Raw genomic sequence first — 20,044 nt, 5'->3', positions numbered from 1 at the left:
AAATTCAGCTGCCCAGATGGTCGTCCGGGATGTTCAAGCGAATGCCCATGCGCAGACCTTCCTGGAGGATGTGCCGACGCATCTCGGCACTGGCCAGTGCACTGTTCTTGTTGCGGATGGCGCGCACCACGGCTTCGTTCTCTTGCAGACGCTCGGCAAGATGTTCCGGCGAATTGCGCAAGACTTGCGCGCTTAGCTTGAGGGCGTTGCTGGTTTGCTGCACCACGTTCTGGAAGATCGGGTTGGACGTCAGCGCGAACAGTTCTTCGTGAAAGCCGATGTAGGCGTTCATCCCGGCTTCGGCGTCACCGGCATCCAGGGCTTCGCGCATGTCCATCAAGGTCAGGCGCAGCTGGCCGACCTCCTTGCTGCTGATGGATTGGGCGACCAGGCCGACGATGAAGGGCTCGAGGGTGTAGCGCAGTTGCAGGATATCTTCGAGGCTGGCGTCGGCCACGGCGTCGCTGGCCTGCGGTTCGCTGACGCTGTTTTCCAATACCACCACGCCCTTGCCGGGCATCGAGCGCACCAGGCCAAGGGTCTCCAGCACGATGACCGCTTCGCGCAGGCTCGGGCGGCTGATGCCCATCTGTTCGGCCAGTTCACGCTGGCCGGGCAGCATTTCTCCACGCCGCCACTGGCCACGCTTGAGTGCGGCGCGCAGTTTTTCTACGACTGAATTGACGACGGTTGAGGTGCTGATCACGTCTACGTCTCCTTGGATGTTTCCAATAGGGTCACGATTCCAGTGGGAGCTGGCTTGCCTGCGATGACTGACTGTCAGTCACATCTTTATGGCTGACCCACCGCTATCGCAGGCAAGCCAGCTCCCACAGTTGGATCGCGTTGCTAGAACTCCTGATGCGCCGGCAGCACCGGCTTCTTGGCCTGGAAGGCATAGCCTTGCTGACCGTCGAGCACCTTGTTGGCGCGTTGGATATCGATGTCTTTTTCCCAGCGGGCAATGGCCACCGTGGCGACGCAGTTGCCGATCAGGTTGGTCAATGCACGCCCAATGCCCATGAACCAGTCGACCGCCAACACCAGCACCAGCCCGACCACTGGGATCGCCGGAATAGCGGTGAGGGTCGCCGCCAGAATCACCAGTGCCGAGCCCGGAATCCCATGGGCGCCCTTGGAGGTGATCAGCGACACCAGCAGGATGGTCAGCAAGTCGGTCATCGACAGCGGCGTGCCGGTGGCGTTGGCGATAAACACGATGGCCAGGGTCAGGTAGATCGAGAAGCCGTCGAGGTTGAACGAATAGCCCGTCGGAATCACCAGGCCTACAGTCGAGCTGCCAATACCCAGGTGCTCGAGTTTGCGCATGATCTGCGGCAGTACCGCATCGGAGGAGGCGGTGCCCATCACGATCAGCAGTTCTTCGCGCAGGTACTTGAGCAGCGGCAACATGCGCAGGCCGGACACACGCATCACCAGGCCAAGCACCACCGCGACAAAGACAAAGCAGGTCAGGTAGAACAACCCTACCAGGCTGCCCAGGTGTTGCAGCGAATCCAGGCCATAGGTGCTGGTGGTGAACGCAATGGCGCCGAACACGCCGATCGGCGCCAGGCGCACGATCATGCCCATGATGCGGAATATCACGTGGCTCAGCTCGTTGATCAACCGCGAAATGCCCGAGGCGGCTTCGCCCACCAGGTTCAGCGCGCTGCCGAACAGCACCGAGAACAGCAACACTTGCAGCACGTTGTTGTCGGCGAAGGCGCCGATCACCGAGTTGGGAATCAGGTCCATCAGGAACTGGCTGGTGCCGCGGATGTGCTGGCCTTTGTCGGCCAGCTCATTCAGGCCGGCGGAGGACAGCTGCTCAAGGTGAATATTGGCGCCGGTGCCGATGCCGGTGCTGAACGCCATGATCAGGCCGATCACCAGTGCGACGGTGGTCAGCACTTCAAAATAGATCACTGACTTGAGGCCGATGCGCCCGACCTTCTTCAAGTCGCCGGCACCGGAAATACCGCTGACCACCACGCAGAATACGATCAGGCCAATCAGCATTTTGATCAGCTTGATAAAGCCGTCACCCAGGGGTTTGAGTTGCGAGGAGAATTCGGGAAGGGCCAGGCCGCAGACAATGCCCAGCATCAGGCCAATCACGACTTGCAGGAAAATCGAACGCGAGCACCATCTGAGCATGGGAGGGATCTCTATTCGGTGCCCTGGTGGTTCCAGGGCTTAATTTTTGTGGTCTTACCGGTAAGTCCAGTGCGCGGCCAGTCTACGCCGGGTTTTTTTGAAATCACAAGTAAATAATCGGCGGTTGACAGTTCCCGGTCTGACCAGTTGGTCGGCAAGCGTGATGCTTGAGCGGTTGGCGGGCTGGAAAAAAATTCGCTTATCATCGCGGCTTGATTCGCGAGGTGATTGATGGACGCACCAGGACTGACCACGGACGCCACAGGGCAGACCCATTGCACCTGGCGCACGGCGGCGCCGGAATACCCGCGCTATCACGACCACGAGTGGGGCGTGCCGGTGGCGGATGATATTCAACTGTACGAGAAGATTTGCCTGGAAGGCTTTCAGGCCGGCATGGCGTGGATCACCATCCTGCGCAAGCGCGAGCAGTTTCGGGCAGCTTTCGATGGCTTTGATTTTCGCCGCGTGGCGCAGTACGGCGAGGCGGATATCGACCGCCTGATGAATGACCCCGGCATCGTGCGCAATCGGGCCAAGATCGTCTCCACCCTCAACAACGCGCGCAGGGCGTGCGAACTGGTGGATGAAACCGGCTCGTTGGCCCATTGGATATGGGCGTTCGAGCCAGCCGAGGAGGAGCGCCCGGCCGTGGTGGACATGGCTTACTGGACCGGCAACCCAACGTCGCCGGCGTCGGTGCGCTTATCCAAAGCCTTGAAAAAACGCGGCTGGACCTTTGTCGGCCCCACCACCATGTATGCGTTGATGCAGGCGATGGGCATGGTCAATGATCACCTGGAAGGCTGCGCTTGCCGACCGCAGATCGAAGACCTTCGCCGACAATTCAAACGCCCCTGAATCCTCGGATCAAACACCCTTCAAACTGTGGGAGCTGGCTTGCCTGCGATGGCGTTGAGTCAGCCAACACATCTGTTTCTGATGTACCGCTATCGCAGGCAAGCCAGCTCCCACAATTCAGTTTTGTGGTGTGGCTGGTTACTGCGGCAGCGGCGTCAGCACCTCAGCCTTGTCATCCAGCACCATCACCACCAGCAGCTTGGCCGGCTGGGTCTGGCTGGCGTTGCTTGATTCAAAGTGTCGCGAGCCGGCCGCTTCATAGAACGACTCACCGACCTTGTAGGTAATCGCCTTTTCATCGTTGACCCGCGAGGTGATCTCACCCTCCAGCACATACGCCACGGCAGTGCCGGTGTGGCTGTGCGGCACGGTGGCCTGGCCGGGTGCGTAATCGACGGTGAGCATGATGGTTTTCTTGCCGGGCACATTGGTCAAGGCGTGTTCCTGCAGCACCTTGATGGATTCCTGGTTGTAAACCGGCTCGTGGGCGAGGGCGCTGAGCGAGGCGAGCATCAGGGTGGCAGCGAGCAGTCGTTTCATGATGAGGTTTCCGAGAAGTTCGAGACCTCTTCACCCTACGCCGCCGAGTGCACCGGACCAATGACCAATGCGCGGGAAAACCCGCTAGCCAATCTGCTGCAGAATATCGCGCAGCCGGTCCAGCGCCGGGTCGATGTCGAGCAATTCGATGGCGCCGAAGCCGATGATCAACCCTTGGCGCACGGGGGCGTCATGGAAGAACACATCCACCGGGTACACGCCCACTTCCACGCGCCGCGCCAGCTCCATCAGCAACGGGATATCCACCGGCACCTTGCACAGCGCCGCCATGTGAAACCCCGCCACGCTGGGCACCGCTTCAAACCAGGGCGCCAAGTCACCTGCCAGGCGCTGCAGGATGCGTTCGCGGCGCCCGGCGTACACCGTGTGGCAGCGGCGAATATGCTTGAGCAAGTAGCCTTCGCTGATGAACTTGGCCAGTGCCCATTGCGGCAGGGTAGAACTGTGCTGGTCGGTCAGTTGCTTGGCCTTGAGCACCGCGCCGTAAATGGCCGGCGGCAGCACCGCATAGCCCAGGCGCAACTCCGGCAGCAGGGTTTTCGAGAAGGTCCCGACGTACGTGACCACGCCACGGCTGTCCATGCTTTGCAGGGAATCGGTGGGGCGGCCTTCGTAGCGAAATTCGCTGTCGTAGTCGTCTTCAATGATGATCGCGCCCAGCTCGAACGCGCGCGCCAGCAAGGCTTCGCGGCGCGCCAGGCTCATGGGCATGCCCAAAGGGAATTGGTGGGACGGGGTCACGTAGATCAGCCGTGTGCCGTCCGGGATCAGGTCGACCTGAATGCCTTGCGCGTCGACCGGCACGCCGGCAACGTGGGCGCCCATGGCCATGAACAGCTGGCGCGCGGGGCTGTAGCCGGGGTCTTCCATGGCGACCGTGGTGCCCGGTTCGAGGACGACGCGGGCGATCAGGTCCAGCGCCTGCTGCGCGCCATTGGTGACCACAATGTCGTCGGCGCGGCATTTCACCCCGCGCGAAAACGCGACGTGCCCGGCGATGGCCTCACGCAGCGCGGGCAAACCTTCCGGTTGACTGTAAAAGCCGCTGTCTCGGGCGATACGCCGCAGCGCATCCTGGGTACAGCGCCGCCATTCATCCTGGGGGAACTGATTGCGGGTGGTGGCGCCTCCGATAAATTCATAGCGCAGGGTGCTGTCGCGCGTGGGATGGCGCATGGGCGAGGGCAGCGCCGCCCATTTGCCCAGGTTGGCGGCACAAGCCAGGTCGGCGGCGGTTTGCACGCGCTCGGTTTGCACCGTATGGGCGTTGACGAAAGTGCCGCGGCCGGTCTTGCCCACCAGCAGGCCTTCGTATGTCAGGGTGGCGTAGGTGTCGGACACGGTTTTGCGCGACACGCCGATTTGCTCGGCCAACAAGCGGCTGGGCGGCAGTTGCGCGCCGACCGCCAGGCGTCCGGACGCAATGGCTTCACGCAACTGCCGGTACAGCTGTTCGGCCAGGTCTTTGCGGCCGTTGATCACCACGTGCAGTTCCATGTTTCATCCCAAGGCATTCACTCTGGGCCAAGACTACTCGCTCGCGCAGCGCGCTCAAAATGGTCTGCGCATAAACCGCCCGATTGGCTATAGGGCTTATGGAACGCGGGCTCTAGGCTAGCGCACACTGACTTGCCCGCCCGAGAACCGCCCATGGAACGCCGTCTGGATTACTACACCGCCTCACCGCAAGCGCTTAAAGGTATGTTGATGCTGGAGGCGGCGACCTTTGAACTGTCCATCGAAAAACCGCTGCTGGAGTTGATCAAGATCCGCGTCTCGCAGCTCAACCACTGCGGGTTTTGCACCGACATGCATTCGATGGCAGCGCGCCTGCGAGGTGAGAGTGAGCGACGCCTGTTTGCACTGTGCGTATGGCGTGATTCGCCGTTTTTCAGCGCGCGGGAAAAGGCCGCGTTGGCCTGGAGCGAGTCGGTGGCGACGCTGCCGACATCAAGTGTCTCGGATGAACTCTACACGGCAGTGCGCGTGGAGTTCAGCGAGCAGGAATTGGTGGACCTGACCATGGCGGTGTCCAGCATCAGTGGCTGGAACCGCCTGGCGGTGAGCTTTCGCCAGCAACCGCCGAATGCATGATCAGGACAGGAAACCGCCGTCCACGTTCAGTGACACGCCGGTGGTGTAGCTGGAGGCGTCGCTGGCCAGAAACAGCACCGCGCCGGCCATTTCGCTCGGGTCGGCCACGCGTTTGAGCGGGATCTGCGCCAGCGCCATTTTCAGGATCGAATCGTTCTTCACCAGCGCCGAGGCGAACTTGGTGTCGGTCAGGCCCGGCAGCAGGGCGTTGCAACGAATGCCGAACGCTGCGCATTCCTTGGCGAACACCTTGGTCATGTTGATCACAGCGGCCTTGGTCACCGAGTAGATGCCCTGGAACACGCCAGGGGAAATGCCGTTGATCGACGCCACGTTGATGATGCTGCCGCCACCGTTCTCGCGCATCAGCTTGCCGGCTTCCACCGACATGAAGAAGTAGCCGCGAATGTTTACGTCCACAGTCTTCTGGAAGGCGCCGAGGTCGGTGTCCAGCACGTTGCAGAACTGCGGGTTGGTGGCGGCGTTGTTGACCAGAATATCCAGGCGGCCGAACTGTTCACGGATACCGGCAAACACCTGGGTGATCTGCTCCATTTCACCAATGTGGCAGGCCACGGCGGTGGCTTTGCCGCCGTCGGCGATGATTGCATCTGCCACGTGCTGGCAGCCTTCCGGCTTGCGGCTGGAGACGATCACGTGGGCGCCTTGCTGGGCCAGCAGCTTGGCGATGGCTTCACCGATACCGCGGCTGGCGCCGGACACAAAAGCAATCTTGCCGTCGAGGTCGAACAGGTGGGTCTTGGACATGAAGGGTTCCTTGTTCTTGCAGTCAGAGGGCTGATTTGGCGATGACGTTCAGGCTCATTTGCTCCAGCAGCGTGTTCATGTGGATGAACTGCGCAAAGCGTTTGTCCTGGGTCTGGCCGTGGAAGAAGCGGTAGTAGATCTGTTGCACGATGCCGGCCAGGCGGAACAGGCCATAGGTGTAGTAGAAGTCGAAATTGTCGATCTGTAGGCCCGAGCGCTCGGCGTAATAATCGACGAACTGGCGGCGGGTCAGCATGCCGGGGGCGTTGCTTGGCTGGCGACGCATCAGTTGCACCGGTGCCGGGTCGGCGGCTTCGATCCAGTAGGCGAGGGTGTTGCCCAAGTCCATCAGCGGGTCGCCCAGGGTGGTGAGTTCCCAGTCCAGCACGCCAATGATCTGCATCGGGTTTTGCGGGTCGAGGATCACGTTGTCGAAGCGGTAGTCGTTGTGCACGATGCTGGAGGTCGGGTGGTCGGCCGGCATCTTGTCGTTGAGCCAGGCGCGCACTTTCTCCCAGCTCGGGGCATCTGGGGTCAGGGCTTTCTCGTAGCGATCACTCCAGCCGCGAATCTGACGCTCTACATACCCTTCAGGCTTGCCCAGATCGGCCAGGCCGCAGGCCGCGTAATCCACCTGGTGCAGTTCGACGAACTTGTCGATAAAGCTTTTGCACAGCGCCTCGGTCTTGGTGGCGTCCAAGCCCAGTTCGGACGGCAGGTCGGAGCGCAGGATGATGCCGTTGACGCGCTCCATCACATAGAACTCGGCGCCGATCACCGACTCATCGGTGCAATGCACATAGGCCTTGGGGCAGTACGGGAAGCCATCTTTCAACTGGTTGAGAATGCGGTATTCGCGGCCCATGTCGTGGGCGGACTTGGCCTTGTGGCCAAAGGGCGGGCGGCGCAGCACGAATTCCCGGTCCGGGTATTCGAGCAAGTAAGTCAGGTTGGACGCGCCACCGGGGAACTGGCTGATCTTGACCGCGCCGTGCAGGCCCGCAATATGCGCCTTGAGGTAGGGATCGATGAGGCTGGCATCAAGTTCTTCGCCTGGGCGAATCTGGGTCGATTGGTCGTTAAGCGCCATGCTTATCCCTTCTGCTTATTCTAAAGGCCTTGGACTATTGGCTAATCTAATGCGCACCGCCGTCCAGCGACAAGGTTGGGGCGGCTTAATAGGTTAGCGTGTTGGATGATGATCAGCGGGCCTGATGCGCTCAAATCACCAGCATTGCCCGGCCACCGGGGTTGCAGGACAGGTTGGCACCGATTTCGACTTTTGCCAGGTCAATGCCAAGGCCGGCGAGCAGGTTGTTGACGATGGGATCGAGAAGCGGGCCGAGTACCCCGCCAATCACGCCCCCAAGCAATGAAAGCAAGCCATTGAGCAGGCCCGTGACCAGGCCCAGCACAGCGCCCAACAGGCTGGCGATTTTTGGCGGGTGGTTGATCAGTTGGATGCCGGTGAGTGTTTCCTTGAGGCTGCTGACGACGTTCGAGGCGGCGAATTGATAATACGTCGGGGGCAGATTGACCGCCGGCGGGTTGGTGTAGGTGTGCGCGCGTTCGGTCCGGGCCACATCGCTGTCGACGCGCACGCCCAGCCCGCCTGCCGCGAAGGCTTGCCGGTCGCCACAGACGCCGGTGCCGCGCTTGCAGGTCTTGGTACCGATATCCACCACCGGGTACTCGTCGACGTGCAGCGTTTGGGTGGATGAAAACAGGTTTTTGGGGTCAACCTGCCCAATCATCGCGTGCAGGGCCGAGGTTTCGCCAAGCACCGACAATGATTTTTTGCCACTGTCGCAACTGTAATCCGTAACCTTGGCGCTGCCACCGGCGGCCTCCAGGGCAATGTCGAGTGTGTCGCCGATCTCAAGGCTGGTGACCAGGCAACAATTGGGGTCAAGCAGCCCCAGCAAGCCGCTCAGTACTTCATTGAGCGCCTGCACCACGCCCCCCAGCGCGTTATTGACCAGCGTGACGATCGGCAGCTTGACCGAAATCAAGGTGCGCACTTGCGCGGTTCGCACATAGATGGGCTGCGTGGCGATGTTCTTCGGGTCGCCGATGCTTGAGAGTTGCCCAGGCTCGATCACTTTGGTCGAGACGGTGACGCCGAGCAGCCCCAGCACATCCACCGGCAGCTCCACGGCAACGGCGCTGGCCTTGTTCGACAACTGCACAAGGCCCTGGATCAGGTTGAACAGCTGCAGTTTCACATCCAGCGCACTTTTTTCCGTGCCGTTCTGGATATTGATCAGGTCGCCCAAGTGCAGGATTTGCGTGCCCGGCGCAATCAGCTTGATGGCTTCGAGGTTGTTGATGACGAGCGTGACCGCATCGCCACCGAGCTTGAGCACGTCGATGGCGGCCTGGACCAGTTGGCCGACGGTGGCGTCGGTCTTGAGCAACTGATCGTAATTGCCGGCGCTGACGTTCAAGCGGATCGCCAGGGCATCCAGGTACTTGAGCAAACTGATATCGGTGTTGATCAAACCGTTCCAGCCCACCGCGTCGAGCTGCAACTTGCCGCCCAGCAAACCGCCGATCAAGGCGTTGAGGGCCAAGGATTTGGTGCTGTCGACGGTCAACAAGGTGCTGCGCACGGTGAGTGACGCCACTGTCGGGGCTGGCGCGGCAGCGACCGCCGTGGCGCTCAAGAGCGTCATCATGTTGAGGGGTTGAGCCGAGAACAGCGTGAGTAATCCATGGGCGAGGCTGGTGTGCACACGGTGGGTGGCGATGACCCGGATAGCATCGGTTTTGGCCGGGTCGGCGCTGAAGGTGCGCATGAAGTCAGCACCCGTGGCCAGGGTGCCGCAGGCAACTGCCAGGGTGCGATTGTCGTCAATGTTGAAGTGGTTGCGCGCGGCGCTTTGAGTCGCAAACAGGGCCGCATTGTTATTGGGCGCCGCGCACGTGCCGCTGCGGCTGACCGCTTCGAGCGCTGCTGTGTCGACCACACGCTGTAACTTGCGCTTCTCCAGGTACAAGCGACCGCTGTCGACCACCAGCAATAGAAACAACAGCGCAACCCCAAGGGTCACCGCGCCGATCAAGCCGATGGCGCCGCGCTGGCGGGCCGGGCCGAGTCCGTGGCCAAACATTCTGCGTTCCTTCGCCGGTCATGCACCGACGTCCTGAGCATCCCCGCAAAGCAGTGTAGTCAGGTTTCACGTCGGCGCTGGCTATTCGCTACTAGTTGCGCGGCGGCAGCGTCACCGGGGTAAGCACCGGGCGGCCGGCAAAGTACTCCACCAGGTTATCGGCCACGCGCTGCACCGTATCGTGGGCGGCTTCGGGAGATAGGCCGGCCACGTGGGAGGTGAGTACGGTATTGCTCAGGCGCTTGAGGGCGTCCGGCACTTTGGGTTCGTCGTCGAACACATCCAGTGCCGCGCCGCCGATTCGCCGTTGCTCGAGGGCCGCCACCAGGTCCGCCGTGACTACCACGCTGCCGCGTCCGATGTTCACCAGGTAGCCGTTCGGCCCCAGCGCATCCAGGGCGTGGCGATCAATCAGGTGACGGGTGCTTGCACCGCCGGGCGTGGCCAGAATTAGGAAATCCGAGGTGCGCGCCAGCTCAACGGCGGTGGCGCAATAGGTGTAGTCCACGTCATCGCGGGGCTGGCGGTTGTGATAACTCACCTCCATGCCGAACCCGAGCGCCGCGCGCCTGGCGATCTCCATGCCAACGGCGCCGAGCCCGAGAATCCCCAGCTGCTTGCCGCCCAGGGACGGACGCATCACCTTCGGCCATTCGCCGCGCCGCACGGCCGCGTCGGTCTGGGGGACGCCGCGCACCAGCGACAGCAGCAACGCCATGGCGTGGTCGGCCACCGACGGCGCATTCACCCCGGCGCCGTTGGTGACGACAATCCCGCGATTGCTCGCCGCCTGCAGGTCCACATGCTCGTAACCGGCACCGATCACGCAGATGATCTCGAGCAAGGGCAATGCGGCGATTTCCTCGGCATACAGCCCCAGCGGGCCACGGGTCAGCACGGCCTTGATCTGCCCGCCATGCGCCTTGATCGCCTGGGCGCGTTCGGCCGGCGTCGGCGCCAGAATCACGTGAAAGTCGTTGCTCTCGATGATTTGCAGGTATTCGTTGATGGTTTCAACCAGGACCAGAACAGTGGTGGACATCGGAAGGCGCTTCCTGAAGGGTTTGAAGAGTGAGTATGCGGGATTTGTAAGACAGAACGTTTTGTTCCGCCAGAAAAATCCCGCATAGACGCCGTTAGAACGCGATGCTGTGCGCTTTCACCCGCTTCACAAACGCCCCGGCCAGGGTTTCGTTGTGATGCTCGATGATCGCCTCGGCAGGCAACGCGTTGGTGTTCATGCAGGTATGGCCGTCCTCGGGCAATGTCACCGAAAACCCAAGTTCGACTGCGACTCGGCAGGTAGTGTCGATGCAGAACTGGGTTTTCATCCCCACAATCACCAGTTCATCGACCTGCGCCGCCGCCAGTTGCTGCGCCAGATCAGTTCCCAGGAAACAGCTGGGGCGGGTCTTGTTGAAGACATGGTCGCGAGCGGCGTCGACCTGCAGGTCCGGCCACAACTGCCACAACGGGCTGCCGGCTTCAATCGCAGAGCCTGTGGGGCCGGTGTGTTGGGCCACGAAGATCGGCACGTGGGCGCTGCGCGCGCGTTGAATGAGTTGATTGATGGTGCCCAGCACGCGTTCGCGCTCGAAGGGTTTGTCGGGCCCGTTGTACAAGCCGGTTTGCATATCGATGATCAGCAGGGCGTTTGCCATGGTCTTGCTCCTTGCAGTGGCCAGATGGCGGGGCAATAAAAAGGCCCCGTCCATTGCTGGCGGGGCCTTGGGTTGAATCCGGGGTGTTTTAGTTCAAGCACCCACAGCCACCGCACGACCCGCCATAAGCGGTCGTGGTGGTGGTGCGGGTGAGGTGCAGCTCAATAGGCTTCATGGCCCGATCATGCTGGGACGGGCGCTGGGCTGTCAACGGGCGCGTCCGATTTCGCCTCGGGTAGCAGCGTATTTCGTGCAGCCTCCAGGAATTCGTCTGACAGGCTACTGCCGCGTGTCGCACGAGCAAGCGTGACGGCGCCGATCATCATCGCGTAGTTGGCCAGCATGGCCTGACGGTCTTGGGCCTGCAACTGCGCAAAAATCTCCAGCGACCGTTCAACACCGGCGACGAAGGTGCGCTGTAATTCCGTTTTGGCGGGCTCATGGCACATGTCCGGAGTAAAGGCCGATATCGGGCAGCCGTCGCCGGGATTGTCGCGGTGGGTGGCCGAAAAGTAGTGGCGCAAGATGGTCTCGCATGCCGATTGCGGGTCTTCACTGCGCTCGATTTTTTCCTGCCAGCCCTGGTTCGAATGCTCAAAGGCCTGCTGGCAAGCCTCGGTGGCCAGGGCTTCCTTGGACGCAAAGTGCCCGTAGAAACCACCATGGGTCAGGCCGGCGGCGGCCATCACGTCCGCCAGGCTGATGCCATGCAGCCCGCGCTCACGAAACAGGTGCGTGGCGGCCTCCACGATGATTTCACGGTTGAGTTCGGCTTGTTTGCGGGACACGCGAGGCATGACAGGGCTCTCAGAATAAAGGCGGGCATTGCCTGAAAAGTACAGCAAAGCCCGCGATTCCAAAATAGATTTGTTTGGGCATGTATTACTTCGACGCTGCTGCAGCCCTCTGGAACCGCTGCCTGCAGCGACCCCGACTGATCTGCACCGGGGCACCGTTCCTCAGCTAAGTCTTTGCTTATTCAGGAGAATCCCGGACAATCGCGCGCTTGTTATGGTCGGGGCGCTGCCTGTCAGGTTTTTCTGACTCGTCCCGGCTGTGGAAATGCGGAGATCCGACCGGATGAATGATCAGGCCAATAGCGTCGACGAACGCTATGCAACGACACCTGCAACCCTCACAGGCTGGAGCCGCCAGGACACCACCTGGATGCTCGGGCTGTTCGGCACCGCCATCGGCGCCGGTACTTTGTTTTTGCCCATCAACGCAGGTCTTGGTGGCTTCTGGCCGCTGGTGATCCTGGCACTGCTGGCATTCCCGATGACGTTCTTTGCCCACCGTGGCCTGACCCGTTTTGTCCTGTCCGGCCGTGAAGGTTCTGACATTACCGACGTGGTCGAAGAGCATTTCGGTCTCAAGGCCGGCGCACTGATCACTTTGCTGTACTTCTTCGCGATCTTCCCGATCCTGCTGATCTACAGCGTGGCCCTGACCAACACGGTCAGCAGCTTCATGGAGCACCAGCTGCACATCATGCCGCCGCCGCGCGCGATCCTGGCGTTTGTGCTGATCCTCGGCCTGTTGGCCGTGGTGCGCTGCGGCGAGCAGGTGATCGTCAAGGCCATGAGCCTGATGGTGTATCCGTTTATCGTCGCGTTGCTGTTTCTGGCCGTGTACCTGATCCCGCACTGGACCGGCGGCATTCTCAGCACCGCCCGTGAAGTCCCGGCGCCGTCGGCGTTGCTCAACACGCTGTGGCTGGCGATTCCGGTGATGGTGTTCTCGTTCAACCATTCGCCGATCATCTCGGCCTTTGCGGTGGACCAGAAGCGCCAGTACGGCGCCAACGCGGATGAGCGCAGCTCGCAGATCCTGTGCCGCGCGCACCTGTTGATGGTGGTGATGGTGCTGTTCTTCGTGTTCAGCTGTGTGCTGACCCTGACGCCGGCGCAACTGGCCGAAGCGAAAGCGCAGAACCTGTCGATCCTGTCGTACCTGGCCAACCACTTCGACAACCCGACCATCGCCTTCGCCGCGCCGTTGATTGCGTTCGTGGCGATTGCCAAGTCGTTCCTGGGCCACTACATCGGCGCCAGCGAAGGCCTCAAGGGCCTGGTGCTCAAGACCGGTCGCCGCCCGGCGCCCAAGTCCCTGGACCGCATGACCGCCGCCTTCATGCTGGTGGTGTGCTGGCTCGTCGCCACGCTGAACCCGAGCATTCTCGGCATGATCGAGACGCTGGGCGGCCCGATCATCGCGTCGATCCTGTTCCTGATGCCGATGTATGCGATCCGCAAGGTACCGGCCATGGCCAAGTACCGCGGGCAGGCGTCCAATGTGTTTGTTACCGCAGTTGGTCTGGTCGCGATTACCGCGCTGATCTACTCGCTGCTGTCCTGACACCGAGCTGTACACCCAAGGCCGATTCGCGCATTGCGTGAATCGGCTTTTTTTGTGCCTGGAAACCCTGTCCTGGCTCAACCGCTGACGGGCAATGGAGGCTAAGCTGACGCAGGTTTTATTTGCCAGGATGGGCTGATTGAAAATTGCAATTGATGTGACGTCGTCCAGTCGTACCCAGGACCTACTCGCCGGGTTATCCATTGCCGGATTGCTGCTGCCGGAGGCTGTGGCCTATTCCAGCATCGCCGCGCTGCCGCCCCAGGCCGGGGTGATTGCGCTGTTTGCCGGGCTGGTGTGTTACGGCCTGTTCGGCACCAGCCGCTTTGCGATCGTCTCGGCCACCTCGTCTTCGGCAGCAGTACTGGCCGCCGCCACCGCCAGCCAGCCTGGCGGGCGGTGACTCGGCGCTGAGGCTGGCGCTGGCGTTCGGGTTGGTGTTGATCACCGGGGTGTTGTTCCTGCTGGCCGGGCTGTTCAAGCTTGGCGGTGTTACTTCGTTTATCGCTAAACCGGTGTTGCGCGGGTTTGCCTTGGGCCTGGCGCTGACCATCATTCTCAAGCAGCTGGCCAACGTGGTCGGTGTGCACTTGACCGACAACAACTTGATCCGTTTCCTGCCGCAACTGATGGAGCAGCTGCCCCGGTGGAACTGGCCGGCTGCGCTGGTCGCGGCGATTGCGTTGGGGGTGCTTTGGTTGTGCGCGCGGATTCCGCGCCTGCCGGGCGGGCTGCTGGTGGTGATCCTGGGCATTGTTGCCGGGCAGTACCTGGATTTACAGGCCCATGGTGTTGCGTTGATCGGTCTGATCGACTTGCGCTTGGAGTTCGGGCATTTGCCGGTGCTACCATTCGCCGATTGGCTGCGCCTGGGTGAGCTGGCGTTTGCCTTGGTCATGATCCTGTATGCGGAGTCCTATGGCTCTATCAGCTCGTTCGCGCTTAAACACGGCGACCGCGTGACATCCAACCGCGACTTGCTTGCGCTGGGTGCGGCCAACCTGATCTCCGGGCTGTTTCACGGCATGCCGGCCGGTGCCGGCTATTCCGCAACCTCGGCCAATGAGGCCGCCGGTGCCGGTTCACGCCTGGCCGGAATCGTTGCCGCGCTGGTGGTGCTGTTGATCGTGCTGACCGTGCTGCCCTATGTCGCGCTAACCCCGGAACCGGTGCTTGCCGCCATCGTCATCTACGCACTGGGCCGTGGTTTGAGCCTGCAGCCGCTGGGGCGTTACTTTCTCTGGCGGCGCGATCGTCTGCTGGTGATCTGTGCCGTGGCGGCGGTGCTGGTGCTAGGCGTGCTGGATGGCTTGCTGGTGTCGGTAGCGATCAGCGTGGTGCTGATGCTGCGCCAGATGTCATCGGCTGATATCCAGGTGCTGGGGCGCTTGGGTGACAGCCATGATTTTGTCGATCGTCAACACCACGCCGATGCGGTGGAAGTGCCGGGCCTGTTGATCGTACGGCCCAGCGAGGCGCTGTTTTTTGCCAATGCCGAACGCATTCTTGGCGCGGCGTTGCGCCTGATGCGCCAATCGCCGGTTGAGGCGGTGGTGCTGAGCCTGGAAGAATCTCCGGATCTGGATGGCACCAGTATCGAGGCGCTGGCGGCGTTTTTCGCGCAGGTGCGCGGGGAGGGCAAGCGCTTGGTGCTGGCGCGCGTGCGGCATGAGGCGTTGGACGTGCTGCAAGCCTTGCCGGAGGCGCTTGCGCCACAGGTCTTGCTCAGTGGCTTGAGCGTTGACGGTGCGGTGCAGTTGGCGCTGCGGCACCAGTCCTGAGTGTGTAACACGTCAACTGTGGGAGCTGGCTTGCCTGCGATAGCGGTAGATCAGCCAAAGATGCATCAACTGACGGACAGCTATCGCAGGCAAGCCAGCTCCCACAGGTATTTTGTGGTGATGTCGAGGTTGTATTCCAGGCATAAAAAAACGCCGCGTACCTTGCGATACGCGGCGTCCTTTATGTCAACACACCTTAGGCTTGAATCACCGGGATGTTGGCGCTTGCTGCGATTTTGCGGAACTCGGCGATCTGGTCGAAGTTCAGGTAGCGGTAGACGTCACTGGCCATGGTGTCCAGTTTGGCCGCGTAGCCCATGTACTCTTCGACGGTCGGCAGGCGACCCAGCGTGGAGGCCACTGCCGCCAGCTCAGCCGAGGCCAGGTAGACGTTGGCACCATCACCCAGACGGTTCGGGAAGTTACGGGTCGAGGTCGACACAACGGTCGAGTTCGGTTCTACGCGTGCCTGGTTACCCATGCACAGCGAGCAGCCCGGCATTTCCATGCGCGCGCCAGCCTTGCCGTAGATGCCGTAGTAGCCTTCTTCGGTCAGTTGGTGAGCGTCCATCTTGGTCGGCGGCGACAGCCACAGACGGGTTGGCAGCTGACCCTTGACCTGTTCCAGCAACTTACCGGCAGCGCGGAAGTGACCGATGTTGGTCATGCACGAACCGATGAACACTTCGTCGATCTTCTCGCCGGCAACGCTGGACAACAGACGGGCATCGTCCGGGTCGTTGGGTGCGCAGAGGATCGGCTCGTTGATTTCAGCCAGGTCGATTTCGATGATTTCGGCGTATTCCGCGTCGGCATCGGCTTCCATCAGCTCAGGGTTGGCAACCCAGGCTTCCATCGCTTGGGCGCGACGTTCCAGGGTACGTGCATCGCCGTAGCCTTCGCCGATCATCCAGCGCAGCAGGGTGATGTTGGAGTTCAGGTACTCGGTGACGGAGTCTTTCGACAGCTTGATGGTGCAACCGGCAGCCGAACGTTCGGCCGAGGCGTCGGACAGCTCGAAAGCCTGTTCCAGCGTCAGGTCGTTCAGGCCTTCGATCTCCAGGATGCGGCCGGAGAAGGCGTTCTTCTTGCCTTTCTTCTCTACGGTCAACAGGCCAGCCTGGATCGCGTAGTAAGGAATGGCGTGAACCAGGTCACGCAGGGTGATGCCCGGTTGCATTTTGCCTTTGAAGCGCACCAGGATCGATTCCGGCATGTCCAGCGGCATGACACCAGTGGCTGCGGCGAACGCGACCAGACCGGAACCGGCCGGGAACGAGATGCCCATCGGGAAACGGGTGTGGGAGTCGCCACCGGTGCCGACGGTGTCCGGCAGCAGCATGCGGTTCAGCCAGCTGTGGATGATGCCGTCGCCAGGACGCAGCGATACACCGCCACGGGTCATGATGAAGTCAGGCAGGGTGTGGTGGGTGGTCACGTCGATCGGCTTGGGGTAAGCCGCGGTGTGGCAGAACGACTGCATCACCAGATCGGTCGAGAAGCCCAGGCACGCCAGGTCTTTGAGTTCGTCACGGGTCATGGGACCGGTGGTGTCCTGGGAACCCACGGTGGTCATCTTCGGTTCGCAGTAGGTGCCAGGACGAACGCCTTTGCCTTCTGCCAGACCGCAGGCGCGACCGACCATTTTTTGCGCCAGGGTGAAGCCCTTGTCGCTTTCAGCCGGCGCTTCCGGCAGTTTGAACAGGGTCGAAGGCGGCAGGCCGAGTTCGGCGCGTGCCTTCTCGGTCAGGCCACGGCCGATGATCAGCGGGATACGGCCGCCGGCACGGACTTCATCCAACAGCACCGGGGTCTTCATTTCGAAGGTGGTCAGGACTTCATCGGTGCCGTGTTTGCAGACTTTGCCAGCATGCGGGTACAGGTCGATCACGTCGCCCATGTTCATGTTGGTGACGTCGAATTCGATTGGCAGTGCGCCGGCATCTTCCATGGTGTTGTAGAAGATGGGAGCGATCTTGCTGCCGAAGCAGAAGCCGCCAGCGCGCTTGTTCGGCACGTAAGGAACGTCGTCGCCGAAGAACCACAGTACGGAGTTGGTCGCCGATTTACGCGATGAACCGGTACCGACTACGTCACCGACGTAGGCGATCGGGAAGCCTTGGCCACGCATCTCTTCGATCTGCTTCATCGGGCCGGTCTTGCCTTGCTCGTCCGGCACGATGCCTTCGCGAGCCATTTTCAGCATGGCCAGGGCGTGCAGCGGGATGTCAGGGCGGGACCAGGCGTCCGGGGCAGGGGACAGGTCGTCGGTGTTGGTTTCGCCGGTGACCTTGAACACGCGCAGGCTGATCTTGTCGGCCAGGGTAGGGCGGTTCTTGAACCACTCGCCATCAGCCCAGGATTGCAGCACGGCTTTGGCGTGCTCGTTGCCGTTCTTGGCTTTTTCAGCCACGTCGTGGAACGCATCGAACATCAGCAGGGTGTGCTTGAGCTGGGCGGCAGCGACAGGCGCCAACTCGGCGTCGTCCAGCAGCTCGACCAACGTCACGATGTTGTAGCCGCCTTGCATGGTGCCAAGCAGTTCAACAGCGCGTTTTTTGTCGATCAGGGGAGAAGTGGCTTCGCCCTTGGCCAGGGCAGACAGGAAACCGGCCTTGACGTAGGCAGCTTCGTCAACGCCTGGTGGAATGCGGTTGGTGATCAGGTCAACGAGGAATTCTTCTTCGCCAGCCGGGGGATTTTTCAGCAGCTCGACCAGGCCTGCGGTTTGTTCGGCGTTAAGCGGCTGGGGAACGATACCCAGTGCTGCACGCTCTTCGATATGTTTGCGGTAGGCTTCAAGCACAGTTATTACCCTCATCAGTGGTCCCACGGGACGCTCATCCAGAAATGAACGGCACGCATGCGCTCGGGGGCTTTTTGGGCCGCAAAGCCAGCGCTGCCGGCATTCCTCACAGAAGCTGCTTTCAAAGTTTTACGCCTGCAGAACGGAGCTGATGAGGGTTGGCGCTGGCATTTACCTACCGGGTAATAACCATCGCCAACACCGTTCTGAAGGAACGACTGTGCTCGTGACGCTTTGAAAACAGCTTCCAGCGGATTATTGGCGCCTTACAAGGCCGGATGATTCTACGGCAAAAAAAATCTAAAGGTAAGTTGCCTAACCAAGTTTGCTGGGTGATCAACCTTAGACAAAGGGCTAACATGCGGCATTGTTTCGCGGATTTGTGTGTCGTTGCCTATGCCCAACCAAACCATCAAGACCCCCTGCGTCGGCCTGTGCTCCACGGTTTACGGCGACCTCGTGTGCCGTGGCTGCAAGCGCTTCCACCACGAAGTGATCCTGTGGAATGGCTATAACGAGGAAGAAAAACGCGCGGTATGGCTGCGGCTCGAGCAACTGCTGGTGCAGGTGATGGCCGGTAAACTTGAAGTGTTCGACCCCAAGATGCTGCGCGGGCAGTTGGAGCAGCGCAAGATTCGCTTTGTGCCGCACCAGTCCGAGTATTGCTGGGCCTACCAATTGATCGCCCGTGGCGCGCGGGTGATTTCCAACCTGGAAGCCTATGGCATGGTGCTGCTGCCAGAGTTTCGCGACTGGGCGTTGCCGGAGCTGCGCGATGCGATTGATCGGGAGTTTTTTATCCTCTCGGAGGCGCACTACCAGCGCTATATCGCCCCGGGTTTCCTGAAAGACGCGTTGGGGCACTGACGGTAGCGGGCAATGTGGGAGCTGGCTTGCCTGCGATGGCGACCTGTCAGTCGATACACCGTTGTCTGATCTACCGCTATCGCAGGCAAGCCAGCTCCCACCATGATCTTGGTCGCCTGAAGGGTTTGGGTCAGGCCTTGGTCGCCAGTTCTTCCAGGTGATCCATCAGTTCCTGCGGCTTGAGCACCAGCACATCGCTTTCCACCGCATCCAGCACCACTTCCGCCGTATTGCCAATAAGCGCCCCGGAAATCCCGGTGCGCGCCACGGTGCCGATAATCGTCACCGCCGCCTGCCACTTATGCGCCGCATGGGGAATCAGCACATCCGCCGGGCCTTCTTCGATGTGCAGATGGGTGTCGTCGATATCGAACTCGGCCTGGAACGCCTTGCACTGCTCGCGATAGCGCGCCTCGATGGTTTCCTTGAGCTGAAACGTCGGGTCACTGGCCGACAGCATCGGCGAGGGATGGGCGCTGATGACGTGCAATTGCGCGTTGGCCAGGCTCGCAATTTCGAAGCCGTGATCAATGATGGTGTTGTGCAGCGCCTGATGTTCACTGTCGTGGTTGCCCACATCGATTGCCGCCAGCACCACCTTGTCGGCCCACGGCGTCGAGGTTTTCACCAGCAGCACAGGCGTTGGGCAATAGCGCAGCAGCTTCCAGTCGGCCGGCGTCAACAAGGCCTTTTTCAGCGGGCTGTCGGCGAAGTGCTGCTTGATCACCAGCCCACAGCCCTCGGCTTGCTGCACATCGATGATGGTTTCATGCAGGCTCTCATTCCACGCCTGCTCGGTGGTCACGCTGTAGCCGTCTTCATGCAGGCCGGACTTGAGCAGGCTCAGCAGCGCCGAATGCTCATGTTTCTTGTCGCAGACCAGCAAATGCAGGTGCGCGCCGGTGACCCCGGCGATCAGCTTGGCGCGCTTGAGCGCCAGGCTTTCCGAGTGCTCGGGCTCGATGACCACCAGGATGCTGCGGATAGCTTGCATGGACGGATCTCCAGAGACGC

16 protein-coding genes and 1 pseudogene are annotated in these 20,044 nt (G+C 61.2%); 5 read left to right on the top strand and 12 right to left on the bottom strand.

Going from position 1 to position 20,044, the window contains the following annotated elements:
* Window positions 1-4: 4 nt before the first annotated feature.
* Entirely contained in the window at window positions 5-706 is a 702-nt protein-coding gene (locus tag ACP7B3_RS03600) for a FadR/GntR family transcriptional regulator (protein ID WP_369303146.1), read from the bottom strand.
* Window positions 707-849: 143 nt separating this feature from the next.
* Window positions 850-2,175, bottom strand: coding sequence for a C4-dicarboxylate transporter DctA (locus tag ACP7B3_RS03595; protein ID WP_426178107.1), 1,326 nt, complete (start codon window positions 2,173-2,175; stop codon window positions 850-852).
* Between the two features lie 216 nt (window positions 2,176-2,391).
* Here ACP7B3_RS03595 and ACP7B3_RS03590 point away from each other — a divergent pair, with 216 nt between their 5' ends.
* Window positions 2,392-3,021, top strand: a complete 630-nt coding sequence (locus tag ACP7B3_RS03590) for a DNA-3-methyladenine glycosylase I (protein ID WP_426177911.1) — start codon at window positions 2,392-2,394, stop codon at window positions 3,019-3,021.
* Between the two features lie 138 nt (window positions 3,022-3,159).
* Here the strand turns inward: ACP7B3_RS03590 and ACP7B3_RS03585 are convergent, their stop codons facing one another.
* Both ACP7B3_RS03585 and ACP7B3_RS03580 read right to left on the bottom strand, forming a co-directional pair.
* A complete protein-coding gene (locus ACP7B3_RS03585; RefSeq protein ID WP_106580481.1) occupies window positions 3,160-3,561 on the bottom strand; it encodes a cupin domain-containing protein in 402 nt (133 codons plus the stop codon).
* Between the two features lie 84 nt (window positions 3,562-3,645).
* Window positions 3,646-5,079, bottom strand: coding sequence for a PLP-dependent aminotransferase family protein (locus ACP7B3_RS03580; RefSeq protein ID WP_242198289.1), 1,434 nt, complete (start codon window positions 5,077-5,079; stop codon window positions 3,646-3,648).
* Window positions 5,080-5,232: 153 nt separating this feature from the next.
* On the opposite strand from ACP7B3_RS03580, the gene ACP7B3_RS03575 reads away from it, so the two are divergent.
* A complete protein-coding gene (locus ACP7B3_RS03575; RefSeq protein WP_145166040.1) occupies window positions 5,233-5,676 on the top strand; it encodes a carboxymuconolactone decarboxylase family protein in 444 nt (147 codons plus the stop codon).
* On the opposite strand, the gene ACP7B3_RS03570 is transcribed toward ACP7B3_RS03575, so the two are convergent.
* The 6 genes from ACP7B3_RS03570 to ACP7B3_RS03545 form a co-directional block, all read right to left on the bottom strand.
* Window positions 5,677-6,444: an SDR family oxidoreductase gene (locus ACP7B3_RS03570; protein ID WP_426177908.1), complete on the bottom strand. Its 768-nt coding sequence runs from the start codon at window positions 6,442-6,444 to the stop codon at window positions 5,677-5,679.
* 22 nt (window positions 6,445-6,466) lie between these two features.
* Complete coding sequence (locus tag ACP7B3_RS03565) at window positions 6,467-7,534, bottom strand: phosphotransferase family protein (protein ID WP_426177906.1); 1,068 nt, start codon at window positions 7,532-7,534, stop codon at window positions 6,467-6,469.
* A 130-nt stretch (window positions 7,535-7,664) separates the two neighbouring features.
* On the bottom strand, window positions 7,665-9,557 hold the full coding sequence (locus ACP7B3_RS03560) for a pilus assembly protein TadG-related protein (RefSeq protein WP_426177904.1): 1,893 nt from the start codon (window positions 9,555-9,557) through the stop codon (window positions 7,665-7,667).
* Window positions 9,558-9,648: 91 nt separating this feature from the next.
* Window positions 9,649-10,599, bottom strand: a complete 951-nt coding sequence (locus ACP7B3_RS03555) for a 2-hydroxyacid dehydrogenase (protein WP_242198283.1) — start codon at window positions 10,597-10,599, stop codon at window positions 9,649-9,651.
* A gap of 94 nt (window positions 10,600-10,693) precedes the next feature.
* Complete coding sequence (locus tag ACP7B3_RS03550) at window positions 10,694-11,218, bottom strand: cysteine hydrolase family protein (RefSeq protein ID WP_426177902.1); 525 nt, start codon at window positions 11,216-11,218, stop codon at window positions 10,694-10,696.
* Between the two features lie 182 nt (window positions 11,219-11,400).
* Window positions 11,401-12,015 (bottom strand): TetR/AcrR family transcriptional regulator, encoded by a 615-nt coding sequence (locus tag ACP7B3_RS03545; protein WP_426177900.1) that lies wholly within the window; start codon window positions 12,013-12,015, stop codon window positions 11,401-11,403.
* A gap of 283 nt (window positions 12,016-12,298) precedes the next feature.
* Between ACP7B3_RS03545 and ACP7B3_RS03540 the strand changes: the two genes are divergently transcribed.
* Both ACP7B3_RS03540 and ACP7B3_RS03535 read left to right on the top strand, forming a co-directional pair.
* A complete protein-coding gene (locus ACP7B3_RS03540; RefSeq protein WP_426177898.1) occupies window positions 12,299-13,576 on the top strand; it encodes a serine/threonine transporter in 1,278 nt (425 codons plus the stop codon).
* A 157-nt stretch (window positions 13,577-13,733) separates the two neighbouring features.
* A pseudogene (locus ACP7B3_RS03535) lies at window positions 13,734-15,357 on the top strand (SulP family inorganic anion transporter).
* 196 nt (window positions 15,358-15,553) lie between these two features.
* On the opposite strand, the gene acnB reads toward ACP7B3_RS03535, so the two are convergent.
* Window positions 15,554-18,163, bottom strand: a complete 2,610-nt coding sequence (gene acnB / locus ACP7B3_RS03530) for a bifunctional aconitate hydratase 2/2-methylisocitrate dehydratase (protein ID WP_106580470.1) — start codon at window positions 18,161-18,163, stop codon at window positions 15,554-15,556.
* A gap of 396 nt (window positions 18,164-18,559) precedes the next feature.
* On the opposite strand from acnB, the gene ACP7B3_RS03525 reads away from it, so the two are divergent.
* A complete protein-coding gene (locus tag ACP7B3_RS03525; protein ID WP_262211026.1) occupies window positions 18,560-19,030 on the top strand; it encodes a DUF1289 domain-containing protein in 471 nt (156 codons plus the stop codon).
* Between the two features lie 130 nt (window positions 19,031-19,160).
* Here the strand turns inward: ACP7B3_RS03525 and ACP7B3_RS03520 are convergent, their stop codons facing one another.
* On the bottom strand, window positions 19,161-20,024 hold the full coding sequence (locus ACP7B3_RS03520) for a universal stress protein (RefSeq protein WP_426177896.1): 864 nt from the start codon (window positions 20,022-20,024) through the stop codon (window positions 19,161-19,163).
* Between the last annotated feature and the right edge of the window lie 20 nt (window positions 20,025-20,044).

This window comes from Pseudomonas sp. TWRC1-2 (genome assembly GCF_049896685.1).
Classification (GTDB): Bacteria; Pseudomonadota; Gammaproteobacteria; order Pseudomonadales; family Pseudomonadaceae; genus Aquipseudomonas.
This window is presented reverse-complemented; position numbering and strand designations above follow the sequence as displayed.

What these genes read in the sequence shown, in the direction of transcription:
- ACP7B3_RS03590 (WP_426177911.1), top strand. Translation starts at nt 2,392, where the DNA reads ATGGACGCACCAGGACTGACCACGGACGCCACAGGGCAGACCCATTGC.
- ACP7B3_RS03585 (WP_106580481.1), bottom strand. Translation starts at nt 3,561, where the DNA reads ATGAAACGACTGCTCGCTGCCACCCTGATGCTCGCCTCGCTCAGCGCC.
- ACP7B3_RS03580 (WP_242198289.1), bottom strand. Translation starts at nt 5,079, where the DNA reads ATGGAACTGCACGTGGTGATCAACGGCCGCAAAGACCTGGCCGAACAG.
- ACP7B3_RS03575 (WP_145166040.1), top strand. Translation starts at nt 5,233, where the DNA reads ATGGAACGCCGTCTGGATTACTACACCGCCTCACCGCAAGCGCTTAAA.
- ACP7B3_RS03570 (WP_426177908.1), bottom strand. Translation starts at nt 6,444, where the DNA reads ATGTCCAAGACCCACCTGTTCGACCTCGACGGCAAGATTGCTTTTGTG.
- ACP7B3_RS03565 (WP_426177906.1), bottom strand. Translation starts at nt 7,534, where the DNA reads ATGGCGCTTAACGACCAATCGACCCAGATTCGCCCAGGCGAAGAACTT.
- ACP7B3_RS03560 (WP_426177904.1), bottom strand. Translation starts at nt 9,557, where the DNA reads ATGTTTGGCCACGGACTCGGCCCGGCCCGCCAGCGCGGCGCCATCGGC.
- ACP7B3_RS03555 (WP_242198283.1), bottom strand. Translation starts at nt 10,599, where the DNA reads ATGTCCACCACTGTTCTGGTCCTGGTTGAAACCATCAACGAATACCTG.
- ACP7B3_RS03550 (WP_426177902.1), bottom strand. Translation starts at nt 11,218, where the DNA reads ATGGCAAACGCCCTGCTGATCATCGATATGCAAACCGGCTTGTACAAC.
- ACP7B3_RS03545 (WP_426177900.1), bottom strand. Translation starts at nt 12,015, where the DNA reads ATGCCTCGCGTGTCCCGCAAACAAGCCGAACTCAACCGTGAAATCATC.
- ACP7B3_RS03540 (WP_426177898.1), top strand. Translation starts at nt 12,299, where the DNA reads ATGAATGATCAGGCCAATAGCGTCGACGAACGCTATGCAACGACACCT.
- ACP7B3_RS03525 (WP_262211026.1), top strand. Translation starts at nt 18,560, where the DNA reads ATGCCCAACCAAACCATCAAGACCCCCTGCGTCGGCCTGTGCTCCACG.
- ACP7B3_RS03520 (WP_426177896.1), bottom strand. Translation starts at nt 20,024, where the DNA reads ATGCAAGCTATCCGCAGCATCCTGGTGGTCATCGAGCCCGAGCACTCG.